The 5,991-nt window shown below is 65.0% G+C and carries 7 protein-coding genes and 2 pseudogenes; 2 read left to right on the top strand and 7 right to left on the bottom strand.

All coding sequences use genetic code 11. From position 1 onward, the window contains the following. The 3 genes and pseudogenes from H8A95_RS41145 to H8A95_RS41155 form a co-directional block, all read right to left on the bottom strand. Positions 1 to 562: pseudogene (locus H8A95_RS41145) on the bottom strand (hypothetical protein); the annotation flags it as partial. 403 nt (positions 563 to 965) lie between these two features. Further along, the gene (locus H8A95_RS41150) at positions 966 to 2,342 is read right to left on the bottom strand and encodes a sensor histidine kinase (protein ID WP_229188193.1); all 1,377 of its coding nucleotides are present in this window, start codon (positions 2,340 to 2,342) and stop codon (positions 966 to 968) included. Positions 2,343 to 2,560: 218 nt separating this feature from the next. After that, positions 2,561 to 3,223 carry a response regulator transcription factor gene (locus H8A95_RS41155; RefSeq protein WP_163154879.1) on the bottom strand — a complete coding sequence of 221 codons (663 nt, stop codon included), beginning with the start codon at positions 3,221 to 3,223 and terminating at the stop codon, positions 2,561 to 2,563. 67 nt (positions 3,224 to 3,290) lie between these two features. Between H8A95_RS41155 and H8A95_RS41160 the strand changes: the two genes are divergently transcribed. Continuing rightward, entirely contained in the window at positions 3,291 to 3,650 is a 360-nt protein-coding gene (locus H8A95_RS41160; RefSeq protein ID WP_229188194.1) for a hypothetical protein, read from the top strand. 437 nt (positions 3,651 to 4,087) lie between these two features. Here H8A95_RS41160 and H8A95_RS41165 read toward each other — a convergent pair whose 3' ends face one another. Together H8A95_RS41165 and H8A95_RS41170 are read right to left on the bottom strand one after the other, a co-directional pair. Next, entirely contained in the window at positions 4,088 to 4,282 is a 195-nt protein-coding gene (locus tag H8A95_RS41165; RefSeq protein WP_229188195.1) for a hypothetical protein, read from the bottom strand. 115 nt (positions 4,283 to 4,397) lie between these two features. Then, positions 4,398 to 4,574, bottom strand: coding sequence for a hypothetical protein (locus H8A95_RS41170; protein ID WP_229188196.1), 177 nt, complete (start codon positions 4,572 to 4,574; stop codon positions 4,398 to 4,400). A 202-nt stretch (positions 4,575 to 4,776) separates the two neighbouring features. Here H8A95_RS41170 and H8A95_RS41175 point away from each other — a divergent pair, with 202 nt between their 5' ends. Beyond that, entirely contained in the window at positions 4,777 to 5,166 is a 390-nt protein-coding gene (locus H8A95_RS41175) for a VanZ family protein (protein ID WP_229188197.1), read from the top strand. Positions 5,167 to 5,171: 5 nt separating this feature from the next. On the opposite strand, the gene H8A95_RS41180 is transcribed toward H8A95_RS41175, so the two are convergent. Further along, positions 5,172 to 5,405, bottom strand: coding sequence for a hypothetical protein (locus tag H8A95_RS41180; RefSeq protein ID WP_229188198.1), 234 nt, complete (start codon positions 5,403 to 5,405; stop codon positions 5,172 to 5,174). Further along, positions 5,402 to 5,991: pseudogene (locus H8A95_RS41185) on the bottom strand (hypothetical protein); the annotation flags it as partial. The pseudogene H8A95_RS41185 and the gene H8A95_RS41180, both read right to left, overlap by 4 nt.

Here is a 5,991-nt window from a genome sequence, read left to right on the forward strand (position 1 = left end):
CGAGGGTTTCCAGGGCTTCGCGGGCTTGCAGCACCAGGCCGATCGGCAGCAGGTCCTCGACAACGCTCGGCGGACCGACGCGCGACAGCGCGCGCTGACGGTCGTCCTGCGAAGGCCCGGCGATCTTGAGGATGGCTTCAGCAGCCGCCAGCTGGAACTTGCGCGCGGCGATCTCGATCGGCCCGTTCTCGATGGCTGCCGCCAGCGCCGCCTCGAATTCGCTGATAGCCTCGGGCGCGCCCTCGCGGGCCAGCCACTGCCAGATCGGCAGCAGCGAGGCACGCCGGAGCTGGCCGGATCGGGTCGGGAAATTGGTCTCGGCAAGGAACGGCTCCAGCGGCCGGAACAGGAGCCGCGCCGGATCGTCGCTGCGCGGCTCGATCTGCTCGTCCGCCTCGGCCCCGCGCACGATCTTGCGCAGCTGTTCCAGGACCAGATTGGCGATCGCGACATCATCGCCGCGCTCGACCGCGCGCTCCAGCTCGCGCATCAGCAGCGCCTGCGATTGCGGCGGAAGCTGCGCGAGATAATCCCTCAGCCGCTCGATCGATTTCTGGCTCATGCGCCCGGTCGTGAAAGCTTGGTGCCCGGCAAACGCCGCAGCCCGTCCGCCCGCGATGATAGAGGTCGGCGCGTTAAGAAGCCGTTTAGGAATAATAACAGCGGCGTGTCTCGCAAGGCAGACTAGAGCGAGATGGGTTTAGGTCGGGTGACGACCGCGGCGGCGCTGCGCTCCCTCGCCCCGTTCTTACGGGGAGAGGGCTGGGGTGAGGGGCCGCCTCCGCGTATCGGGTGACAGCTGCGTTTGCGGAGACTCCCCCTCACCCGGAACGCATCTAACGATGCGTCACAGCCGAAGGCCCGCTTCGGCGTTCTTAAGAGCGGCGGCCGAAGGCGGCCTACGCCGCACGCGGGGCGAGGTGAAGCAGAATCCGCCGCTCGATTGAGAGTAAACTCATCCCGCCCTACACCGCCGGCAGCACGAGTTCGGCGCGCAGGCCGCCGATCGGCGCGTCATTCAGGGTGAGATTGCCGCCATAGAGGCCCGCGAGATCGGTCACGATCGACAGGCCTAGCCCCGAGCCGGGTTTCGATTCGTCGAGCCGCTGGCCGCGCCGCGACACCTGGGCGCGCTCCGCCTCCGACAGGCCGCGCCCGTCGTCATCGACCACGATACGCAGCCTTGGACCCGCGCCCGACGCCTCCGGCGGGACCACGCTGACCTCGATGAACACCTGAGAAGCCGCCCATTTGCAGGCGTTGTCGACGAGATTGCCGACCATCTCCTCGAGGTCCTGCCGCTCGCCGCGAAACCGCGCCGCCGGGTCGGCTTTCGCCTCGATCGCGAGGTCGCGATCGCGATGGATCTTCTCCATGGTCCGGCGCAGCGCCTCGATCGCGGGCGCGACGTCGGTGATGGTGCTGACGATGGTGGCGCGGGCGGCGATCCGCGCGCGTTCGAGATGGTGGGCGACCTGGTCACGCATCAGATCGGCCTGCTCCAGCACCTTGCTGGCGAACGGATCTGCGGCATGGGCGCCTGCCTCGTTCACGATCACCGACAGCGGCGTCTTGATCGCGTGGGCGAGGTTGCCGACGTGGGTGCGCGAGCGCTCGACGATCTCCCGGTTGGCATCGATCAGCGCGTTGGTCTCGCGCGCCAGCGGCGCGATCTCGACCGGGAAGCGGCCCTCCAGCCGCTCGGCGCGGCCGGAGCGGATGTCGGCGATCGAATCCGAGATGCGCTTGAGCGGCGCGAGGCCGTAGCGGACCTGGAAGATCGTGGTCAGCAGCAGCACGATGCCGAGGGCTGCGAAGGTGCCGCCGAGGTAGTAATCGAAGCTGCGGGTCTCATCGAAGATCTCGGTGGCGTCGCCGGCGACGCTGACCAGGAACCTGCCGTCGGCGCCGAGATCGACCGGCCGCTCCACGACGCGCAAGCTCTGGCCTTCGGGCCCGTCGACATAGCCGAGGCGGACGCCGGCGGCGGTCAGCTCGGCGCCGTGCTCCTCGAGCTTCGGCAGCTTCTTGTCCCACAGCGAGCGCGAGGCCCGGGTCTCGCCCTTTTCGGTGTCGGTGCGGGTGATCTGCCAGTACCAGCCCGACAGCGGCAGATCGAACAGCGGCTCGCCGAGCGACTGGAACTGGCGGTCGGCCGGCTCGTCCGGCGTCGCCACCTCGGCGATCAGGGTGCGCAGATAGAGATTGAGCCGCCGGTCGAAGGCGCGCTCGGTGGCGTCGCGATAGACCGACGACAGGATGACGCCTGTTATCGCCAGGATCACCACCACCCAGGCGGTCGCCGAGACGAACAGGCGTGTCGCAAGCGAGCTGCCGCCCATCAGGGCACGCGCTCGAACAGCGTGTCGGCGGCAACAGACATCAGGGATTCAGACATCAGCGAATCCAGTCCTCCCGGCGCGGATCATGACAATGCCCGTGTCCGCCGATCAAGCACTCAAAGAGCATGATCCGATAGAATAGGATATGCTCTCATCCTTTTGTTTGGCCGCGTTTTCTTCGCGTGAGCGAACCGCTATCCGCTTCGCTCGAAAACGCTTTAAGTGGGCGGCGACAGCATGTAGCCGAGGCCCCGAACCGTCTGGATGATATCGACTTCCAGCTTCTTGCGGATGCGGCCGACGAACACCTCGATGGTGTTGGAGTCGCGGTCGAAGTCCTGGTCGTAGAGATGCTCGACCAGTTCGGTACGCGACACCACCCGCCCGGTGTGGTGCATCAGATAGTCGAGCAGATTGTACTCGTGCGAGGTCAGCTTGATCGGGTTGCCGTTGACGGTGACCCGCTTGGTGCGGGTATTCAGCGCCACCGGCCCGCAGACCAGCTCGACCTGGGCGTGCCCGGTGGCACGGCGCAGCAGCGCGCGGATCCGCGCCAGCACCTCCTCGAGATGGAACGGCTTGGCGACATAATCATCGGCGCCGGCATCGAAGCCCTGAACCTTGTCGCTCCAGCGGTCGCGCGCGGTGAGGATCAGCACCGGCATCACCCGCTTGTTGCGCCGCCAGGCCTCGAGCACCGAGATACCGTCCATCTTCGGCAGGCCGATATCCAGCACGACCGCGTCGTAGGGCTCGCTGTCGCCAAGGAAATGCCCCTCCTCGCCGTCGAACGCGCGATCGACCACATAGCCGGCGTCCGTCAGCGCGGTGGTGAGCTGGCGGTTCAGATCCGGGTCATCCTCAACGACGAGCAGACGCACTTTGGCCTCCGAGAGTGAGCATTGCGATATTCCGCCATCAAATGAGGCTTCCGGCCGTGAACGGCCTATGAATGGATTCGCAAGGCAAAGCTTATTTTTTCGTCAGGTGCACCATCCCGGGGACCCGCGCAAGCGCCACTGGTTCCCGCCTACAGATGCGCACCGGGGTCGGATCGGGTTTCAGTTTTCAGCATCGGAATACCTCCATCTCGAAGCAGTGGTGGGTGCTTGGCCGGCTTGGGTCCAACAGGAAGAGCAGCGCCTGCTGCGGATGATCCGCGACACCGATTTAACGCTTCGCGAGATCACTCCGAAGCTCGGCCGCACCGAAGCAGCCGTGCGCGCAGGGCTAACGATAATCAGAAAGCGCCTTGCAGAGGGAGCCAGGATCGCCTGTTACGCATCCAGACGATTTGTTTACCTTTGATTCACACAGGTTAATTGACCAGCTCACACTTTGATTCGATGATCCAAGGACTGGGTCGGGCTGTTTCATTAAGTTCAAGTTTTAAGCCCAGAGGGGCCGTCTATTATCGGCAAGCGGCGGTTCGGCGTGAGAATGGGAATTAAAGAGCGGCCCCGGCATTTACCCTCAAGGGGGCTGGGGCCGCTTCTTTTTGCAGGAACCACCGTCGCGACATCCGGTTGACCAGCGGTCCCGGTGCCTAAAGCGGACAGCACTTGGACGCGGCCTCAGCGTTTCCCCGGCGCTGGGGCCGTCTCTTTCGAATGAGCCCTATGGTTCACCGCATAACCAGCCAGGCCACGCTTGCGGCCAGGGCCACAAACGACACTGCCGCAGCGCAGACAAAGGCGATCTCGACGCTGTCGATACGGTGATGGTGTGCATGCATGACAGACCTCCTAAGCGGAGCTGGGCGAGCGTAGCCGCTCACTCATGCTTGCCCCGGCGTCGGCTTGCCGGGCCAGCTTGAGTATAGCGTCTTTTTCGATACCTGGGGCCAGCGCTGCGGCCCGTTCGCGCAGGCTCTCGGCTCTCGCGACGAGGCGTTCTTCAAGCCAATGGGTTTGCTTGACGCGGTTGCGTCGCTTCGTCATGTGCGGCTCCGTTGCCATTCAGGAGGCCAGAGCGTCCCAATCGCCGGGTGTCAAAGGTGATGCGCGGCGACGGCGGTCAATTGTCAGGTTGGCGTAATGTTCCCAAACCGAACCATCAGTTCGGCCTGGACTCGCCCATCGCCTTCTCGACTTCGGCAGCCAGGGTGCGGTGATGCGCGGCCAGCCTGGCAAACAGGTCTTTCTTGGTCTGATTGGTCGCCAGCTTGCTGATTAGCTCGCACTCTTCCGCCTCGACACGAAGCTTCTCCAAGTACGCTTGCATGTCCTTCATTGGATGAACTCCCCCGAGATCACAGCGAGATCATCACACATGGAACTCGCAGGGCAATAACCTATGTGAGCTTTCTGGAACTCGGTTTACCCGCGGCGCCCGGCCGGCAGATTAACCTTCGGCGGGCATTTAATTGTCGCCGACGCGAGCGATGCGCTAATGCAGCGCAACACGGCGGGGCACCGGGACCGGGAAGAAATTGTTGCTTGTTTCGAAGATAAAGACATTCGGCGTGATTGCGGGCTGGCTCGCGCTTGCCTTCATCGCCTTCGTGACGCTGTCCCCGATCCAGGACCGCCCCTCGCTTTTCCATCCGCAGGCCGAGCATTTCGCGGCCTTTGCCGTGATGGCGCTGGCTTTCGTGCTGGGTTACCCGCGGCGCACCGCGCTGATCGTGCTCTTTGTCGTCCTCAGCGCATTCTCGCTCGAAGCGATGCAATTGCTGACGCCTGACCGCCACGGCCGCCTGATCGACGCCATCGTCAAGGTGGCGGGAGGTCTCGCCGGCATCGGCACGGGTCGCCTCATGCTGTTCATGCTGCGCAGCCAGTTCGGCCGGCTGAGGTCGCCTGCGGAACATTCCGCGAGCTGAGCGGTTCAATCGCGCTTCGGCGCTTCCGCTGACTTTGTGGCGTCCTGCGCCATGCACTGCTGAAAGAAATGCAGCCGGTCGCCATTCATCGGCGCGACACCCGGTCGCTTGTAGGGATAGACCAGATAGGCTGCACGCAAGCACCGCTTCGCGGTCTCGGCCTCGGGTGCTGCGATGGCGGCGGTCGAAGACAGCACAAGCGCCAGCACGGCGCTGAGCCGGATGGGCGCGCCGCTCACGGCTTCTCACATTCCGAGTAGAACACGCCGTTCGCGGCCGCCAGCCGTTGCAGGCAATGCCGCTTGTCGGTCACCGCACCATCGACGGTGAAGTCGTAGGCCTGCGCCTTCAGGATCAGCGCATAGCGTCCCGGCGACAGCGGCGCGTCGTCGCGCGGCTGGACCTCGAACATCTGCGGATCCTCGCTGAGCGGCGCCGCGCGGAACGGAATCGAGATGTTGCGGATCACCCAGCTGTCGTCGCCCGGCGAGACCACCGGCTTGCCGGCTGCGTCGAACGTGGTCTGCTGGCCCACATGCGCGATCAGGCGCACGTCGATCGGGTCGGAGGCGCCGCCGGCGCCCTCGCGCCGGAACACGATGAAGCGGAAATGTCCGTCGGGCAATATGGTCTCGCTCGGCTTGGTGATCGCCGCCGAAATCGCCACGCGCGGATCCGGCGCGCGGCCCTGGATCAGTTGCAGCTCGTAGAGCTTGCCGCCGCTCTCGGCATAAACGCCGTACGCGGTCGGCAACGGCCGCCTCGGTGCAGGCGGCTCGACGGGGACGGCCGCGCCGGCACGGCGGCGACCACCGCAGGCCTTTG

The sequence above is a fragment of the Bradyrhizobium oropedii genome, assembly GCF_020889685.1.
GTDB lineage: Bacteria > Pseudomonadota > Alphaproteobacteria > Rhizobiales > Xanthobacteraceae > Bradyrhizobium > Bradyrhizobium oropedii.

Coding starts and splice junctions, on each gene's coding strand:
- H8A95_RS41150 (WP_229188193.1), bottom strand. CDS start 2,342: ATGGGCGGCAGCTCGCTTGCGACACGCCTGTTCGTCTCGGCGACCGCC.
- H8A95_RS41160 (WP_229188194.1), top strand. CDS start 3,291: ATGAATGGATTCGCAAGGCAAAGCTTATTTTTTCGTCAGGTGCACCAT.
- H8A95_RS41165 (WP_229188195.1), bottom strand. CDS start 4,282: ATGACGAAGCGACGCAACCGCGTCAAGCAAACCCATTGGCTTGAAGAA.
- H8A95_RS41170 (WP_229188196.1), bottom strand. CDS start 4,574: ATGAAGGACATGCAAGCGTACTTGGAGAAGCTTCGTGTCGAGGCGGAA.